Here is a 15,962-nt window from a genome sequence, read left to right as displayed (position 1 = left end):
TCACCCCGGTAGAATTCCGCACGACATCGCAGGTCATCAAGGAGAACGACGTGAACGCGAACGCTCGGGTGTGGCGTGGCCTGATCCAGGAGTACCGCGACCGCCTGCCGGTGACGGAGGCGACGCCCGTCGTCACCCTGCTGGAGGGTGGCACGCCGCTTCTCCAGGCGAACCGGATCTCGCAGCTGACCGGCTGCGAGGTGTACCTCAAGGTGGAGGGCGCCAATCCCACCGGTTCCTTCAAGGACCGCGGGATGACGGTGGCGATCAGCAAGGCCGCCGAGGACGGCGCCAAGGCGGTCATCTGCGCGTCCACGGGGAACACCTCGGCCTCGGCCGCCGCGTACGCGGTGCGGGCCGGGATGACCTGTGCGGTCCTCGTCCCGAACGGCAAGATCGCCATGGGCAAGCTCGCGCAGGCCCTGGTGCACGGCGCCCGGCTCCTCCAGGTGGACGGCAACTTCGACGACTGCCTGGAACTCGCCCAGAAACTGGCGATCGACTACCCGGTGGCGCTGGTCAACTCCGTCAACAAGTACCGCCTCCAGGGGCAGAAGACCGCCGCGTTCGAAATCGTGGACGCGCTGGGCGACGCGCCGGACGTCCACTGCCTCCCCGTGGGGAACGCGGGCAACATCTCCGCCTACTGGATGGGCTACAAGGAGTACGCGGCCGACAGCGCCTCCACCCGGACGCCCCGGATGCTCGGCTTCCAGGCGAGCGGCGCGGCCCCCTTCGTGAAGGGCGAACCCGTCCTGAAGCCGCAGACCATCGCGACCGCCATCCGGATCGGCAACCCCGCGTCCTGGAACCTGGCGATCGCCGCGCGCGACGAGTCGGGCGGCGCGATCGACTCCGTCACCGACCGGCAGATCCTGGCCGCCTACCGGCTGCTGGCCAGGGAGGAGGGCGTGTTCGTGGAGCCCGCGTCCGCCGCGAGCGTGGCGGGGCTGCTCCAGGCGAGCGAGCGCGGCGTGGTCGAGCCCGGCGCGCGGGTCGTGTGCACGGTGACGGGCAACGGCCTCAAGGACCCCGACTGGGCCATCTCCGGCGCGCCCGCCCCGACCGTCGTCAAGGTCGACGCGCACGCCGCGGCGTCCGCCCTGGGGCTCACCTGAGGGTCCGCGCCAGGGCGGCCTGAAGGCGTTGTTCGAACGTCGTCAAGGCGGTCTCCATTTTCGGTGGCGGCGGTCGCGCCGTTCTACCGCGAGGCTTCACTGCGAAGGGGCGGCGATGAGCTGGCCGAACGATCCGGTCCTGGTGCGCACACCGGCCACCAGCGCCAACCTGGGCCCGGGTTTCGACTCGCTCGGGCTCGCGCTGTCGCTCTACGACGACGTCGAGGTCGCGGTCACCGGCGAGGAGTTGTCCATCGAGGTGGACGGCGAGGGCGCCGAGGTCGCCGACCGGGGCGAGCGGCACCTCATCGTGAAAGTGCTGCGCCATACCTTCGACGTACTGGACGAACTCTCCGCGGCGGAAGGCGCGCCCATCATGGGGCAGCCGAAAGGCATCCGGCTGCGGTGCCGCAACCGGATCCCGCACAGCCGCGGCCTCGGATCGTCCTCGGCCGCGATAGTCGCCGGTATCGTCGCGGCGCGCGCGCTGCATCCCGGTGGGAAACTCCTCGGCGACGAGGGCGCGTTCCGTCTCGCGACGGAGCACGAGGGGCATCCCGACAATGTCGCGCCTTGCCTCGCGGGCGGTCTCACAATCGCGTGGACGGGTGCGGCGGGCCCGAGGCTCGTCCGGTTGAAGTCGCGCGTCGAACACGTCATCGCGTTCGTCCCCGAGCAGCGCCTCGCCACCGAGCGCGCGCGGGGACTGCTGCCGGAAACCGTCCCGCACGGCGACGCCGCCGCGAACGCCGGACGCGCCGCGCTGCTCATCGCCGCGCTCACCGCCGGGCTCGATCCCACGGTGCTCCTGGACGCGACCGAGGACCGTCTCCACCAGGACTACCGCGCCCCCGCCATGCCGGACTCGGCCGCACTCGTCGCGCGTCTGCGTGCGGCTGGTGTGCCGGCAGTGATTTCCGGGGCGGGGCCTACTGTCCTGGCCTTCACAACCGCATCACAAGTTGATTCGATGGGCCCGGAAGTGGGTAATGGGTGGCACGAACACCCGTTGGACGTCGCGACCCGTGGCGCCCGTGTCATGGCCGGTGAGGCACAGGTCCGGCACTGACGCCGGCTCCGGGGGCGGAGCCGCCGCGCCGCTCCGGCCGGTGTGGGATCCGGCAAGATCCAGCTAGGTAAAATGCGAAGACATCGACCTCTGGGGAATAGCAGTGTGCCCTGGTGATGTTAGGCTGAATGCCGCACCAGATGCCCCGTTCGGGGCAGCGTGCTCGTCAGCCGCGCGTCGCCTGTTCGGCCCTCCGGTCGTGTCGGTCCCGCGTACCAGGCTCCCCGACACCGTGACATCCCGTTGTCAGGCATTCCAGCGAAACTTCGGACGTGGCGGTGACGGGGGTCGCGCACGAGCGAACCGTCCCGACCACCATCTGGCTGTACCCAGAACCCGCCGATCGCGGTGCCATCGTGATCAGCGGAGCCCGACTCGGCGCCCCCGCCGGGCCGCACCACCGGGTTGACTGGCCGAACGCCGGCCAACGCCCGCTCCCTGGGAAGGACCCTTAGTGAGCGAATCCAGCGAACTCCTTACGGACGCATCCAGCACGCCACCCGCGGCCGACGCCGCCCCGGCCGGAGCGGCGCCCACCGCGGCGCCCACCGCGGAGCCCGCCGCCACCCCCCGGCGCCGCCGGCAGGGCACCGGCCTCTCGGCCATGGTGCTGCCCGAGCTCAAGGCGCTCGCGTCCAGCCTCGGCATCACCGGTACCACCGGGATGCGCAAGAGCCAGCTCATCGCCGCCATCCAGGAGAAGCAGGGCGGCCAGGCGCAGGGCTCGGCGGGGGAGCAGGGAGCCGCTGCCACGGTGAAGACCGAGCGCACCCGGCGGACCCGTTCCACGGCCGCCAAGCAGGTCTCCGACGACCAGGTCACGATCGCCGAGGCCGCCCCGGCGGCCGAGCAGAGCACGCCGGCCGCGCAGGCGGCACCGGCCGAGCAGCCCGTCCAGGCGCAGACGCAGGCACCGGCGGCCCAGGTTCAGAACCAGACGCAGACCGCCCCGGCCTCCGACAAGGCCGCGGAGAAGGCGTCCGACAAGCCCGAGCGGGCCGGGCGCGAGGAGCGGCAGGGCGGCCGCCAGGGCGCGCGGTCGGGCAACGACCGGCAGGACCGGGGGACCTCCGACCGGGGCGAGCGCGGCGACCGGCACCGCGAGCCCGCCGCCGCGCAGGGGGGCGCCGAGGACGGCGAGTCCCAAGGCGGCGGACGCGACGGCGGCCGTGAGGGCCGCGAGGGCGGCGGACGCCAGCGCGGCCGCGGCCGTGAGCGCGGCGAGGCCCGCGAGCGGGGGGAGCGCGGCGACCGCAATGACCGGGGCGACCGGAGCGAGCGCGGCGACCGCGGCGACCAGGGCGGCCGCCAGCGCGGCCAGAGCCAGGGCGGCGGCCAGAGCGACGACGACGAGAGCGGCGGCAGGGGACGGCGCGGGCGCCGGTTCCGCGAGCGCAACCGGGGCCGCGGCGGGCGCGACCGCTTCGAGGAGCCGGTGATCACCGAGGACGACGTCCTGATCCCGGTCGCGGGCATCCTCGACATCCTCGACAACTACGCGTTCGTGCGCACCACCGGCTACCTGCCCGGGCCCAACGACGTGTACGTCTCGCTCGCGCAGGTCCGCAAGAACGGGCTGCGCAAGGGCGACGTCATCACCGGCGCCGTCCGGCAGGCGCGCGAGGGCGAGCGGCGCGAGAAGTTCAACGCGCTCGTCCGGCTCGACACCGTCAACGGCATGGAGCCCGACCAGGCCAAGGGCCGCGTCGACTTCAGCAAGCTGACCCCGCTGTACCCGCAGGAGCGGCTGCGGCTGGAGTCCGACCCCGGCATCCTGACCACGCGGATCATCGACCTGGTGTCGCCGATCGGCAAGGGCCAGCGCGGGCTGATCGTGTCGCCGCCCAAGGCGGGCAAGACCATGGTGCTCCAGGCGATCGCCAACGCGATCACCAAGAACAACCCGGAGTGCCACCTGATGGTCGTCCTGGTGGACGAGCGTCCGGAAGAGGTCACCGACATGCAGCGGACGGTGAAGGGCGAGGTCATCCACTCGACCTTCGACCGTCCCGCCGAGGACCACACCACGGTCGCCGAGCTGGCCATCGAGCGTGCCAAGCGGCTGGTGGAGCTGGGCCACGACGTCGTCGTGCTGCTCGACTCGATCACCCGTCTCGGCCGCGCGTACAACCTGGCGGCGCCCGCGTCCGGACGCATCCTGTCCGGTGGTGTCGACTCGACCGCGCTGTACCCGCCCAAGCGGTTCTTCGGCGCGGCGCGCAACATCGAGAACGGCGGCTCGCTGACGATCCTCGCCACCGCGCTGGTGGAGACCGGGTCCCGCATGGACGAGGTCATCTTCGAGGAGTTCAAGGGCACCGGCAACATGGAGCTCAAGCTCAACCGGTCGCTGGCCGACAAGCGCATCTTCCCGGCGGTGGACGTCGACCAGTCCAGCACCCGCAAGGAGGAGATCCTCATGGCGCCGGAGGAGCTGCGGGTCGTCTGGCAGCTCCGCCGGGTGCTGCACGCGCTCGACACCCAGCAGGCCTTGGAACTGCTCATCGAGAAGATGAAGGAGACCAAGTCCAACGCCGAGTTCCTGCTCCAGGTCCAGAAGACCACGGTCTCCGACGACCGCTGACCCTTCGCACGACCGCCGAGCATCCGCCCGCGCGCCCGCACCCGCACGGTGCGGGCGCGCGGCACGGCTCGCCGAGCGCCCCCGTCCGCCTCGCCGGACGGGGGCGCTCGCCGTTGGAGCACGCCGGGGCCGGACGGCACGTCCGTCCGCTTCGGGGCCCCGGCGGGAGCGCGCCTCGTTGGAGCGTTCCGGACGCGTTCGGCCCGCGTGCCGCCCCAGGGGGCATGGTGGGGCTAACCCCACCATGAAAGCGGCGGAGGACTTCATGGTGGTCAGGCGGCGTGACCGGCAGTCTTGAGGCATACGGTTGAACGGCACGGAGGGACGACGTGGGCGAGCTGAGCAGGGACTCCGGCACCCCGACGGGCGCGGTGCGGGGCGGGGCGCGCAGGGCCGCCGCGCGCGTCGGCGACGGCGTGGCGAAGGGCTTCACCGGCGGCGTCATGGACGGCGGCTGGAGCCCGCTCGCCATGGTCACCTCGTCGCTGACATGGCGGTCGGCCCTCTATCTCGCCGTCAGCCTGGTGTTCGGGCTCGGCTGGTTCGTCGTCCTGGTCGTGGGCCTCTCGCTCTCGCTCGCCCTGATGATCATCTGGGTGGGGCTGCCGCTGCTGGCGATGATGATGATCGCGTGGCGGTTCGGCGCGGTGCTGGAGCGCGGCCTGGTCCGGGCCGCGTTCGGGGTCTCGATCCCGAGCCCCTACCGGCGGCTGCCCGCGGGCCTCAACCCGCTGAAGAAGCTGAGGACCATGGCGGCCGACCCCGCCACCTGGAAGGACCTGCTCTACCTGGGCCTGCTGTTCCCCATCACGCTGATCGAGTTCGCGGTCTCGGCGGTGGTCTGGGCGGGGACGATCACGATGCTGTTCATGCCGCTGATCATCGCGCTGGACGACGACGGCGGCGTGGAGGTCAACCTCGGGCCCGTCTCGTACTGGGCGGGCAACCCGGTTGAGGCCATTCCCATCTGCGCGGGCGGGCTCGTCTTCCTCCTCCTGGCGATCTACGCGACCCGCGTGCTGGCCATCGGCCACGCCGTGGCGGCCAAGGCGCTCCTCGGGCTGAGCAGGTCCCAGGCCGAGAACAGGCAGCTCAGGGAGCGGACGGCGCACCTCCAGGCCAGCCGGGCGCGCGGCGTGGACGCGGCCGAGTTCGAGCGGCGCCGCATCGAGCGCGACCTGCACGACGGCGCGCAGCAGCGGCTGCTGGCCGTCGCGATGGACATCGGACGCGCCCGCGCCAAGCTGGAGGACGACCCCGACGGCGCCCGCGCCCTCATCGAGCAGGCGCACTCGGGCACCAAGGAGGCGATCTCCGAGCTGCGCGACCTCGCCCGCGGCATCTACCCGGCGATCCTCACCGACCGCGGCCTCGACCCGGCCCTTTCGGGCCTCGCGGCCCGCGCCCCCGTCCCCGTCGAGGTCGACGTCGACCTGCCGGAGCGCCCGCCCGCGGCCGTCGAGAGCATCGCCTACTTCATCGTCGCCGAGTCCCTGGCCAACATCGCCAAGTACGCCCGCGCGACCCGCGCCTCCGTCCGCGTCGCCCGCGAGGACGCCTGGGTCGTCGTCGAGGTGATCGACAACGGCGTCGGCGGCGCCACGGCGCGTCCCGAGGGCGGGCTGTCCGGCCTGGCCGACCGCGCCGCGACCATCGACGGCATGCTGATCGTCGACAGCCCTCCCGGCGGCCCCACCATCATCCGCGCCGACCTTCCCTGCACCTGGTAGGACCCCGGTTTTCCGCGACCCGCCCCCGGCCGCCGGACGTCCTTCGGGGGGAGAACGTCCGGCGGCCTTTCCCGTCGCGGGGCCGGGCGGGGCGGTGAGGCCCGATAATGGGGCGCATGCGGGTTGTGATCGCCGAGGACTCGGTGCTGTTGCGGGAAGGGCTCGTCCGGCTGCTTGAGGACGCGGGGATCGAGACCGCGGCGACGGTCGGGGACGGGCCCGGCCTGCTCGGCATCGTCGACGAGCACAGGCCCGACCTCGCGATCGTGGACGTGCGGATGCCGCCCTCCTTCACCGACGAGGGGCTGCGGGCGGCGCTGGCGGTGCGGGAGCGCAGGCCCGGGACGCCGATCCTCGTCCTGTCGCAGTACGTGGAGGAGCGGTACGCGACGGACCTGATCGGCGGCGGCGCCGAGGGCGTCGGCTACCTGCTGAAGGAGCGGGTGTCGGACGTCGCCGAGTTCATCGACGCGGTCCGCAGGATCGCGGCGGGCGGCACGGTCATCGACCCGGAGGTCATCGGACAGCTCCTCGGACGGCGCCGCACCGGCGACCCGCTGAAGGCGCTGACGCCGCGCGAGCAAGAGGTCCTCGGGCTGATGGCGCAGGGACGCTCCAACGGCGCCATCGCGGGCGACCTGGTCGTCACCGAGGGGGCCGTGGAGAAGCACATCTCCAATATCTTCATGAAGCTGGACCTCCAGCCCGCGCAGGGCGGGCACCGCCGCGTCATGGCCGTTCTGGCGTATCTGGGCCGCGCCGACGTCTGATCCGGCGGGCCGCCGCGGGGCCGGCGGGCAAGATCGGGAATGACCGGTGACCTCGGCACGTTCGGGTATCTGGCACACTTGGAGTGCAACCGCTGCGGTACCGGTTCACGCTTCCCACATCTCCCATGGCGCCGCCATGTGGGTCGGGGGCGCCCGGCGACCGCCCGAGCGAGGAGAGAGTCCATGAAGCCGGACATTCACCCGAACTACGTCGTCACGACCGTGACGTGTACGTGCGGCAACACCTTCGAGACCCGGAGCACCGCCGAGAACGGCGTGATCCACGCCGACGTGTGCTCCAACTGCCACCCGTTCTACACGGGCAAGCAGAAGATCCTCGACACCGGCGGCCGGGTGGCGCGCTTCGAGCAGCGCTTCGGCAAGAAGAAGGCCGGCAAGTAGGACGAGCGCCGCACCGCGACCACAGGGACGGCCCGGGGACTCTCCAGGTTCCCGGGCCGTTCGGAGTCGGCACCCGGGCTCGGGGGCCGGGACGGGCCAGGACACACCGTGAATCTCGACGAACTGATCAGCGAATACGTCGGCATCGAGGGACGGCTCGCCGACCCGTCCGTCCACGCCGACCAGAACCTGGCGCGCAAGCTCGGCAAGCGCTACGCGGAGCTGCGGCCCATCGTCGAGACCTACCGCGAGCTGTCCTCCACCGGGGACGACCTCGCCGCGGCGCGCGAGCTGGCCGGTGAGGACGAGGCGTTCGCCGTCGAGGCGGGCGAGCTGGAGCGGCGCCAGGAGGACCTGGAGGAGCGGCTGCGGCGGCTGCTCGTCCCGCGCGACCCGAACGACGACAAGGACGTCATCCTGGAGGTCAAGGCGGGGGAGGGCGGCGAGGAGTCCGCGCTGTTCGCCGGCGACCTGCTCCGGATGTACCTGCGCTACGCCGAGCGCGTCGGCTGGAAGACCGAGGTCCTCGACTCCCATCCGTCCGACCTGGGCGGATACAAGGACGTCACGGTCGCGGTGAAGGCGAAGGGCCAGGAGGACGGCGCCTGGACGCGGCTGAAGTTCGAGGGCGGCGTCCACCGGGTGCAGCGCGTGCCCGCCACCGAGTCCCAGGGGCGCATCCACACCAGCGCCGTCGGGGTGCTGGTGACGCCCGAGGCCGAGGACGTGGACGTCCAGATCGACCCGAACGACCTGCGGATCGACGTGTACCGCTCGTCCGGCCCCGGCGGCCAGAGCGTGAACACCACCGACTCCGCCGTGCGCATCACCCACCAGCCCACCGGCGTCGTCGTCTCGTGCCAGAACGAGAAGAGCCAGCTCCAGAACAAGGAGCAGGCGCTGCGGATCCTGCGGTCCCGGCTGCTGGCGATGGCGCAGGAGGAGGCGGACGCGGCGGCCTCGGCCGAGCGCAAGAGCCAGGTCCGCACCGTCGACCGGTCCGAACGGGTGCGCACCTACAACTATCCCGAGAACCGGATCTCCGACCACCGCGTCGGCTACAAGGCCTACAACCTCGACCAGGTGCTGGACGGCGACCTGCACAACGTGACCCAGGCGCTGGTCGACGCCGACATGGAACGCCGGCTGGCCGAAGCCCAAGGATCATGAAACTGCTGCTCGACGAGATCGCCAGGGCCACGGCGCGGCTCGCCGACGCCGGGGCCGCCTCCCCGCGTGCGGACGCCGAGGAGCTGGCGGCGGCCGTGCACGGCGTGAAGCGCTCGGAGCTGCACGGCGTCCCCGACAGCTCGTTCGACGCGCGGTTCTGGGAGTTCGTCGCGCGGCGCGAGGCCGGCGAGCCGTTGCAGCACATCACGGGCCGTGCGTTCTTCCGCTACCTGGAGCTGAAGGTCGGCCCGGGAGTGTTCGTCCCCCGTCCGGAGACGGAGGTGATGGTCGGGTGGGCGCTGGAGACGCTCCGCGACATGGACGTCCGCGACCCCCTCGTCGTCGACCTCGGCACGGGCTCGGGCGCCATCGCGCTGTCGATCGCGCTGGAGGCGCCCCGCGCGCGCGTCCACGCGGTGGAGAAGGACCCCACCGCGTTCGTGCACGCGACCCGCAACATCGAGGAGCTGGACGAGCGCGGCCGCGTCCGCCTGCACCTGGACGACTTCGGCGCCGCGCTCACCGAGCTGGACGGCACCGTCGACCTCGTCGTCAGCAACCCGCCCTACATCCCCATGAGCGAGTGGGAGTACGTGCCGCCCGACGTGCGCGACCACGATCCCGCCGACGCGCTGTGGGGCGGCGGCGACGACGGCCTGGACGCGATCCGGGTCGTGGAGCGCACCGCGCGCCGCCTCCTGCGGCCGGGCGGGTACGCGGCGGTCGAGCACAGCGACCTCCAGGGCAACGGCGTGTACTGGATCTTCGCGGAGGAGAACGGCTGGCGGGACGTCCGCAACCGGCGCGATCTGACCAACCGCGACCGGTTCGTCACCGCCCGCCTGCGATCCGACTGACCTCGGGGGCGCGCTCGGCGCGCGAGCACGGATATCCTGGGGCGTGCCGTACCGACGAGCGCCGCGCAGATGGGAAGACGGGCGACCGTGAGCCGACGTTATGACTGTTCCGAGCCGATGGAGCGTACCCGCGGGATCGCCGAGGCGTTCGCGGCCGCGCGGCGCGGGGAGCTGGTCGTCCTGCCGACCGACACCGTGTACGGCGTCGGCGTCGACGCGTTCATGCCGCCCGCCGTGGAGGCCCTGCTCGACGCCAAGGGCCGGGGCCGCGAGATGCCGCCGCCCGTCCTGGTCGGCTCCGTCCGCGCCGCGACCGCCCTGGTGGAGGATCTCGGCACCTACGGGCAGGACCTGATCGACGAGTTCTGGCCGGGCGCCCTCACGCTCATCTGCCGCGCGAACCCGAACCTCATGTGGGACCTCGGCGAGACCAAGGGCACGGTCGCGCTGCGCATGCCGATGCACGAACTGGCCGTCGAACTCCTCAAGGAGACCGGCCCCCTCGCGGTCAGCAGCGCCAACCTGAGCGGGCAGCCCGCCGCGCGCACCGCCGCCGAGGCGGAGAAGATGCTCGGCGACTCGGTCTCGGTCTACCTCGACGGCGGCCCGTCCGGCCACTCCGAAGCGTCCACGATCGTCGACCTGACCGGCTCGGTCCCGCGCCTGCTGCGCGCCGGCGCGATCTCCGAGGAGAAGATCCGCTCGGTGGTCGGCGTCCTGCTGACCGACGACGACGCCCCCGAGGAGGAGAGCGCCGAGGACGCCGCTGAGGACGCCGCTGAGGCGCCGTCCGCCGCGTCCGAGGCCAAGCCCTCCCTCACCAAGCCCGCGCCCGCGGACGAGCCGACCACTCCCGCGGGCGAGGAGCCCGAGGGCGACGCCCCCGCCGCCAAGCCGTCCCTGACCAAGGACACCCCGGCCGAGTAGTCCCCGCCCGCGCCGTCAGCGAAGATCGCCGGTGCCGTAGGCGACGGCCCCGACGGACACCGCGGCCGCGGCGATGGCCATGAGCGTCCCGTAGGCGCGCCGCCGGACCGCCGCCACGATCACCGCCACGGCTCGCGGCCGCCCCGAGCCCCGCCAGGCCGAGGGCCGTCCACCGCCGCACGCCGTCCTCGCCGATCGCGTGGACGCCGCGCGCCGCCCCGAAGAGCACGGCCGAGACCTCCCCGCCGGCTCGTGGAGTCCTACCTCGTCGAGGGCGACGGCGGCCCCGCGCGCAAGTACTACCGCCCGACCGGGGAGGGACGCGCGGCGCTCACCGCGTGGTCGCGGGAGTGGGCGCTGCTCACCGATGGTGTCCAGGCCGTCCTCGCCCGCGTGGCCGAGCCGGCGCGAACGCTCGGCCCCGGCGATGGCGGCGGGGCCAGGGAAGGGGAATCGTGATGCCACGCGACGTGGTGGGGCAGTGCAGGCGCACCTGGCGGCGCATCGGCGTCTCCCGCGAGGACGCCGCCGAGATGGCCGCCGAACTCGCGGCCGACCTCGACGCCGCGCGGCGGGACGGCCGGGACCCGCAGTCGTTCGTCGGCGGCGACCCGACCGGCTTCGCCCGCGCGTGGGCCTCGGAGCGGGGCGCGGTACCCCTGCGGTACCGGACGGGCCGCCTCATGCTCGCGGTCCTGCTCGGCGTGCTGCCGGGCCCCTTCGCCGGGATGTTCGCGGTGTTCGGCCTGGCCAGCGCCGACCTGGCGCAGGTCGTCGGACGCGACCCCGAGGGCATCCACTCGCCGAACTGGCTGGTCGCCCTGCTCTTCGCGGTCAGCGCGGTGGCCACCTGGGCGGGCGCCCTCGCCGCGGCCTCCGCCGTCCTCAGGTTCCACGCCGACGCGGCGCGCGGGGCCACCGTGCGCGTCCTCGCCGTGCTGCTGCCCCTGATCGCGCTCGGCGCCGCGGCCTCCACCGCCCTGGTGGCCCGGCACTGGAACTACCCCTACGGCCTCGGCGTGGTGCTGACCGAGATCGCGGTCCCGTTCGCCGCCGTGGTCGCCGCCGCCGGAGCGGCCCGCACGGCGATAGTCCGCCGCTCCCGCCCGGCACCGGGACCCGCCGAGTCGACGCGGCGCGCGTTGCTCCTCTGACCCGCCTGGTCGGCGGTGGCGCGGCGGGATGGCGGGCCGTCGAGAGGTCGTGCCGCCCGGTCAGAGGAGGTCGTGTTTGGCGTAGGCGACGGCCGCCATGAACGCCACCCCCACGACCCCGGTGATCAACGTTTCGTACGCCCTCCGGTGGACGGCCCGCACGATCACCGCCACGCTGACGGCCGCCGCGAGAAGGCCGAGCCCCATGGCCGTCCAACCCCAGAAGCCCTCGTCGTCGATGGCTCGTGCCCCCTTGGCCGCCAGGAAGAGGAGGGCGGGCGGGATCCAGGAGGTGTCGAATCCGTCCTCCGGTTCCCGCTCCTGAGCGACCGCCTTCTCGTCGGCCCGCTCGCCGGGGCCCGGCCTCGTTTCCTCCTGCGTCATGAGTCAAGGGAACCGCGCCCGTGCCCCCCGGCGCGTCCTGCCGGGGGAGGGAGCCTCCTCGACCCTCCGATAGGCCGCGGGTCGACCCTGGGGTGGAGGCGGCCGGCGGCGCCGGTCAGGAGGGGCGGTCTCCGGGACGGACGAGCCCGGCGTCGTAGGCGAAGATCGTGGCCTGGACCCGGTCCCGCAGGTCGAGCTTGCCGAGGATCGCGTTGACGTGGGTCTTGACGGTGGCGGTGCCGATATCGAGCGCCGCGCCGACCTCGGTGTTGCTGAGTCCGCGGGCCACGTGGAGCAGGACGTCGCGCTCGCGGCGGGTGAGCAGTTCCAGCCGTGCGTCACCGGCCGGCGGCGCGATGACCTCGCCGGCGGCGAACGCGTCGATGAGGCGTCGCGTCACGGTGGGCGCGAGAAGCGCCTCGCCCCCGGCGACGGTCCGGATGGCGTCCACGAGCTCCTGCGGGTCGCAGTCCTTGAGCAGGAAGCCGGACGCCCCGGCGCGCAGCGCGCCGTAGACGTACTCGTCGCGATGGAAGGTGGTGAGCACCAGCACTCGCGCGGACGACCGGCGGGCGGCCAGTTCCGCGGTGGCCGTCAACCCGCCCATGCCGCCCATCCGGATGTCCATCAGCACCACGTCGGGCAGCAGTTCGGGCTCCAACCGCAGCGCCTCGGCGCCGTCCCCCGCCTGGCCGACGACCTCCATGTCGGGCTCGCCGTCGACGATCGCCGCGAACCCCACCCGGACGACGGCCTGGTCGTCCACCACCAGGACCCGGATGCTCACGCCTTCTCCTCCAGCGACTCCAGCAGGCCGCGCATGTCGGTGAGAGCGGCTCGCGCCTGTCCGGCGACCACGTCGAGCGCCGCTCGCGCGTCGCGGTCGCCGCCGGCGAGGCCCCTCTCGGCGGCCCGGGTCAGCCGGGCCGTGCGATCCAGCACGGTACCGCTGAGCCCCGCCGCGACGCGGGTCCGTTCGGCGTGGACGACCTCGCCCGTCCGGGCGGACGCGGCGTCCAGCGCGGTGGTCTCCCAGCGGCGGCTCCTGGTCGCGACCGCCGTGCCCCAGGCCCACACCGCCGCCGTGAAGGGGACGGTGACCAGGCAGGCGACGGCGAACCCGAAGAGGAAGGGGGCGGGCCCCGCGCCGTCCGCCGAGACCTCCGGGTCGGCCGCCAGCGCCGTTCCCAGGCCGATACCCCAGGGAAGCGTGGCGAGGAGCGGCGCATGCCAGGTCCGCGGGACGGCTCGTCCGTAGCACGCGACCGAGTAGACCGCGACCAACTGTGCCGGGCAGCCGAGGACGAACAGCACCAGGGCATCAACGGACCACAGCGCGGCCACGACCATCAGGACCGCGTCCACGGCGGTGAGCGCCGACAACGCGGCATACGGAGCGCGGCGCCGCCACCACAGGAGGGCGCTGCGGACGGCCAGCGCCGCCGCGATCAGCGCCACCCAGCCGACCGGCCATCCCGACGCGAGCGGTTCCGGCGGGACGAGGCCGAGCGCGCGCGGGGCCGCGCAGAAGGCGATCGTCACCGCGTCCAGGATCTCCGGCCATCCCGTGCCGTGATCGGACGCGGTCGTCGCCGGGAGCCGGGCGGTCACCAGCCAACCGCCTTCGGGGGCCGGTCCCGCGCCGAGGTCGCCGCCGAGCCGGGACGCCCGCTCCCGCATGCCGTCGATGCCCCGCCCGGTGCCGAAGGACGGGACGGCCCGGACGCCCGCGAGCATCTCGTTCTCGACGGCCAACTCCACCGCCCCGGGAAGGTAGCGGACGATCACCCGGACCGGGCCGCCGGAGCCGTAGCGCATGACGTTGGTGAGGGACTCCTGGACGATCCGGTACGAAGCCGTGGTGACCTCGGCGGGCAGCTTGCGCGCCCTCCCCTCCACGGTCAGCGCCACGGGGACGCCGAGCCGGTTCAGCCCCTGGCACAGCTGCGGAAGCAGCTCCCTCAGCCCGCCGCCGCCCTCGGCCTGCGGGCTCACCGCGTCCACCAGGCGGCTCAGTGACGTCAGCACCTCGCGTCCCGTCTCGGCGGCGCCCGCGAGGGCCTGGCGGATCAGCTTCGGGTCGCCGGCGCGGGCGGCGGCGCCGCTGTGCACGACGACCGCGCTGAGGTGGTGGCCCGCGACGTCGTGCAGGTCCCGGGCGAGGCGCTCGCGTTCCGCCTCGGCGGCGTGCCGGTGCTCCCGTCTGATCTTGGCCAGTCGGCTCCGGCGCACGGCCTCGCGCTGCCGCCGCAACTGGCCGAACGCGAGGATGCCCAGGTAGCAGACGGAGTCCAACACACCGTTGGACACCAGCTCGCCCGGCTCCCGCGACTCGGGCAGATCGGCGGCGAAGGCGACGGCCAAGGCCAGCAGGCAGCCGATGACCGCCTGCCGCCGGGCCCGGGACACGGCCAGCGAGTAGAGCGCGACACCGTCGGCCATCCCGCCCGCCGGCGCGTCCGTGTCGCCTGCCACCACGATGCCGAATGCGCTGAGCAGCACCGTCGCCACCAGGACCGGCCATGGGGCGACCCGGCGCCATACCAGCGTCGTCGCCGCCAGCGCGACCGCGGCCCCGGCGCCGGCCCAGCGGGCCCGCCCGAGCGGTTCGCCGCTCTTGTCGGCGAGCAGCCAGATGGCGGTGAGTTCGGCGCACACGAGCAGTAGCGGCACACCCCAGTCGGCGGCGCGCGGCCGGCGCCCGCGTTCCTGGTCCGCCCCCACAGGATGACCTTACGGGAATGCGGATTCCGAAGCGGAATTTCGGACAGTGAAGTATCCGCGCCGGCCCGATCCGGAGGAGCGAAGCCGGGTGGGAGCCGCGCATGAAATTCCGCCCCATGATCAGAGGAAGCGTGAACTACTCAATCAATGACCGCTAGTCAAGATACTAGTTAGATTTCATCCTCGGAACACGCGTGCCTTGGGTAGCCCCTGGTCGGCTCCATGGTCGCGGCCTTGTCGCCTCGTACGGGCGACACCGGACTCGCCCTGTTGGCGGCGTCCCTGGGCTGGCAGCGTGAGGCGCTGACCGTGCGGTCCATGGGTATTCGGCCGGGGACGGTTCGGTCTGCGCGGTCGCGGGCGCTTGCCGCGTTGACGCGCGAGTTGAAGGGGCGGTGACCGGTTCCGGACGCCCTTTCAGGGGATCAATTCTTTGGGCTTGGGGTGCGCGGGGGCGGCCGGAATTCGGGGGGAATGGAGAGGGCCCCGCCGCGGTGCGGCGGGGCCCCTGTGACTCAATGCGGGGTGTGGCGCGGGATCAGAAGAGCTGCTTGCCCTTGCCGTAGTAGTACTTGCCGGTCTTCTTGCTCCGGCCGCACTCCTGCACCCACAGGTGGCTGCCGTAGGTGGAGCTGGTGGAGATGCTGACGGTGGCCCGGCCGTCGTAGTTGTACTGGGAGCCGCTGCTGCTCACACCGACGATCTTGTGGCGGGACCAGTAGACCCTGCTGCCCTCGGTGAACTTGAAGCGGACGCAGGCGGTGTAGCCGTTCTTCTTGTCGTCGGCCAGGTAGCCCTTCACGTAGGTGTTGCCACCGGAGCGGCTGTAGGTGCCCCACGCGCGGATGTTGCCGTAGGAGTTGTACGGCACCCACTTGGGGGCGGCGGCGGCCTTGGTGGTGACGGTCGCGTTGGCGGGGGTGCTGATGGCGGCCACGCCGGTCATCAGGGTGCCCGCGGCCAGCGCCACGGCTGCGATTCGCCGCATTGGTCCCTCCGTATTCTGCTTTTCTCGGGTTTAGCGGGGAAACCTAGCAGGACGAGCAAGATCATTTTTATCGGGAGCTTAGGTC

Annotated in this window: 15 protein-coding genes; 11 read left to right on the top strand and 4 right to left on the bottom strand. The window is 72.8% G+C overall.

Translation table 11 applies throughout. The features are described from left to right. Window positions 1–50 precede the first annotated feature (50 nt). The 11 genes from thrC (at window position 51) to KLI87_RS14115 (ending at window position 11,781) form a co-directional block, all read left to right on the top strand. The gene (thrC, locus tag KLI87_RS14165; protein ID WP_214617255.1) at window positions 51–1,118 is read left to right on the top strand and encodes a threonine synthase; all 1,068 of its coding nucleotides are present in this window, start codon (window positions 51–53) and stop codon (window positions 1,116–1,118) included. 115 nt (window positions 1,119–1,233) lie between these two features. Beyond that, window positions 1,234–2,187, top strand: coding sequence for a homoserine kinase (gene thrB, locus KLI87_RS14160; RefSeq protein WP_214617254.1), 954 nt, complete (start codon window positions 1,234–1,236; stop codon window positions 2,185–2,187). Window positions 2,188–2,641: 454 nt separating this feature from the next. Next, a complete protein-coding gene (gene rho, locus KLI87_RS14155; RefSeq protein WP_214617253.1) occupies window positions 2,642–4,771 on the top strand; it encodes a transcription termination factor Rho in 2,130 nt (709 codons plus the stop codon). Window positions 4,772–5,100: 329 nt separating this feature from the next. Beyond that, a complete protein-coding gene (locus KLI87_RS14150) occupies window positions 5,101–6,501 on the top strand; it encodes a sensor domain-containing protein (protein ID WP_308166001.1) in 1,401 nt (466 codons plus the stop codon). 116 nt (window positions 6,502–6,617) lie between these two features. Next, the gene (locus KLI87_RS14145; RefSeq protein ID WP_156215964.1) at window positions 6,618–7,271 is read left to right on the top strand and encodes a response regulator transcription factor; all 654 of its coding nucleotides are present in this window, start codon (window positions 6,618–6,620) and stop codon (window positions 7,269–7,271) included. A 183-nt stretch (window positions 7,272–7,454) separates the two neighbouring features. Further along, complete coding sequence (gene rpmE, locus KLI87_RS14140) at window positions 7,455–7,673, top strand: 50S ribosomal protein L31 (RefSeq protein ID WP_021598595.1); 219 nt, start codon at window positions 7,455–7,457, stop codon at window positions 7,671–7,673. Between the two features lie 108 nt (window positions 7,674–7,781). Further along, on the top strand, window positions 7,782–8,843 hold the full coding sequence (gene prfA / locus KLI87_RS14135; protein ID WP_214617252.1) for a peptide chain release factor 1: 1,062 nt from the start codon (window positions 7,782–7,784) through the stop codon (window positions 8,841–8,843). Next, the gene (gene prmC, locus KLI87_RS14130) at window positions 8,840–9,700 is read left to right on the top strand and encodes a peptide chain release factor N(5)-glutamine methyltransferase (RefSeq protein WP_156215965.1); all 861 of its coding nucleotides are present in this window, start codon (window positions 8,840–8,842) and stop codon (window positions 9,698–9,700) included. Before prfA ends, prmC begins: the two co-directional genes overlap by 4 nt. Before the next feature lie 87 nt (window positions 9,701–9,787). Beyond that, window positions 9,788–10,627, top strand: coding sequence for an L-threonylcarbamoyladenylate synthase (locus KLI87_RS14125; RefSeq protein ID WP_214617251.1), 840 nt, complete (start codon window positions 9,788–9,790; stop codon window positions 10,625–10,627). 252 nt (window positions 10,628–10,879) lie between these two features. Continuing rightward, window positions 10,880–11,086 (top strand): PadR family transcriptional regulator, encoded by a 207-nt coding sequence (locus tag KLI87_RS14120; RefSeq protein ID WP_214617250.1) that lies wholly within the window; start codon window positions 10,880–10,882, stop codon window positions 11,084–11,086. Further along, window positions 11,086–11,781 (top strand): hypothetical protein, encoded by a 696-nt coding sequence (locus KLI87_RS14115; RefSeq protein WP_156215969.1) that lies wholly within the window; start codon window positions 11,086–11,088, stop codon window positions 11,779–11,781. Before KLI87_RS14120 ends, KLI87_RS14115 begins: the two co-directional genes overlap by 1 nt. 60 nt (window positions 11,782–11,841) lie before the next feature. Here KLI87_RS14115 and KLI87_RS14110 read toward each other — a convergent pair whose 3' ends face one another. The 4 genes from KLI87_RS14110 to KLI87_RS14095 form a co-directional block, all read right to left on the bottom strand. After that, entirely contained in the window at window positions 11,842–12,165 is a 324-nt protein-coding gene (locus tag KLI87_RS14110) for a hypothetical protein (RefSeq protein ID WP_214617249.1), read from the bottom strand. 115 nt (window positions 12,166–12,280) lie between these two features. Then, on the bottom strand, window positions 12,281–12,952 hold the full coding sequence (locus tag KLI87_RS14105) for a response regulator transcription factor (protein ID WP_214617248.1): 672 nt from the start codon (window positions 12,950–12,952) through the stop codon (window positions 12,281–12,283). Next, window positions 12,949–14,889 (bottom strand): histidine kinase, encoded by a 1,941-nt coding sequence (locus KLI87_RS14100; protein WP_214617247.1) that lies wholly within the window; start codon window positions 14,887–14,889, stop codon window positions 12,949–12,951. The genes KLI87_RS14105 and KLI87_RS14100 overlap by 4 nt, the downstream gene beginning before the upstream one ends. Window positions 14,890–15,427: 538 nt before the next feature. After that, on the bottom strand, window positions 15,428–15,877 hold the full coding sequence (locus KLI87_RS14095) for a hypothetical protein (protein ID WP_156215972.1): 450 nt from the start codon (window positions 15,875–15,877) through the stop codon (window positions 15,428–15,430). Between the last annotated feature and the right edge of the window lie 85 nt (window positions 15,878–15,962).

Source organism: Actinomadura sp. NEAU-AAG7 (assembly GCF_018603865.1).
GTDB lineage: Bacteria > Actinomycetota > Actinomycetes > Streptosporangiales > Streptosporangiaceae > Spirillospora > Spirillospora litoris.
Note: the sequence above shows the minus strand (reverse complement) of the source record. Positions and strands in the feature narration are given on the sequence as shown.

Coding starts and splice junctions, on each gene's coding strand:
- KLI87_RS14145 (WP_156215964.1), top strand. CDS start 6,618: ATGCGGGTTGTGATCGCCGAGGACTCGGTGCTGTTGCGGGAAGGGCTC.
- prmC (WP_156215965.1), top strand. CDS start 8,840: ATGAAACTGCTGCTCGACGAGATCGCCAGGGCCACGGCGCGGCTCGCC.
- KLI87_RS14110 (WP_214617249.1), bottom strand. CDS start 12,165: ATGACGCAGGAGGAAACGAGGCCGGGCCCCGGCGAGCGGGCCGACGAG.
- KLI87_RS14095 (WP_156215972.1), bottom strand. CDS start 15,877: ATGCGGCGAATCGCAGCCGTGGCGCTGGCCGCGGGCACCCTGATGACC.
- KLI87_RS14115 (WP_156215969.1), top strand. CDS start 11,086: ATGCCACGCGACGTGGTGGGGCAGTGCAGGCGCACCTGGCGGCGCATC.
- rpmE (WP_021598595.1), top strand. CDS start 7,455: ATGAAGCCGGACATTCACCCGAACTACGTCGTCACGACCGTGACGTGT.
- thrB (WP_214617254.1), top strand. CDS start 1,234: ATGAGCTGGCCGAACGATCCGGTCCTGGTGCGCACACCGGCCACCAGC.